1 protein-coding gene is annotated in these 357 nt (G+C 64.4%); it reads right to left on the bottom strand.

From position 1 onward, the window contains the following. Window positions 1-183: 183 nt before the first annotated feature. Window positions 184-357: DAK2 domain-containing protein (locus tag AC1D0P_RS32525; RefSeq protein WP_477680488.1), on the bottom strand; the 174-nt coding region annotated here is incomplete at its 5' end.

Genomic DNA, 357 nt, shown 5'->3' with positions numbered 1-357 from the left:
GCGTCCACGCACCACGTTTCGTCGTCGCCCGGTTCCTGGGCAATGACGATACGGTCATGGGTGCAGTGGCACTGGTGCTGAGGCAGCATGGCCGCATTGCTGACGGTCCCAGAAGAGCATTGGCAAGCGCTCCCGCGGCGTAGAGCTGCCCCCGGATCGTCGCAAGCCTGCCGATCTGCATATTCATTCCGACGGGACCGAGCCCAGCTTCTGACCCACCGTTCTGGCGATGAGCGACAGTGAAATGGCACCAGCATCGGGATGACCAATGCTGCGCTCCGCAAGCGGTCTTGCCCGGCCAAGCCGTGGCCTGAGCGGCACTGTCGCTTGTGCAGCAGCCTCGCAGGCGTCACTGGC

The organism is Polaromonas sp. P1_G2 (assembly GCF_056405515.1).
This window is presented reverse-complemented; position numbering and strand designations above follow the sequence as displayed.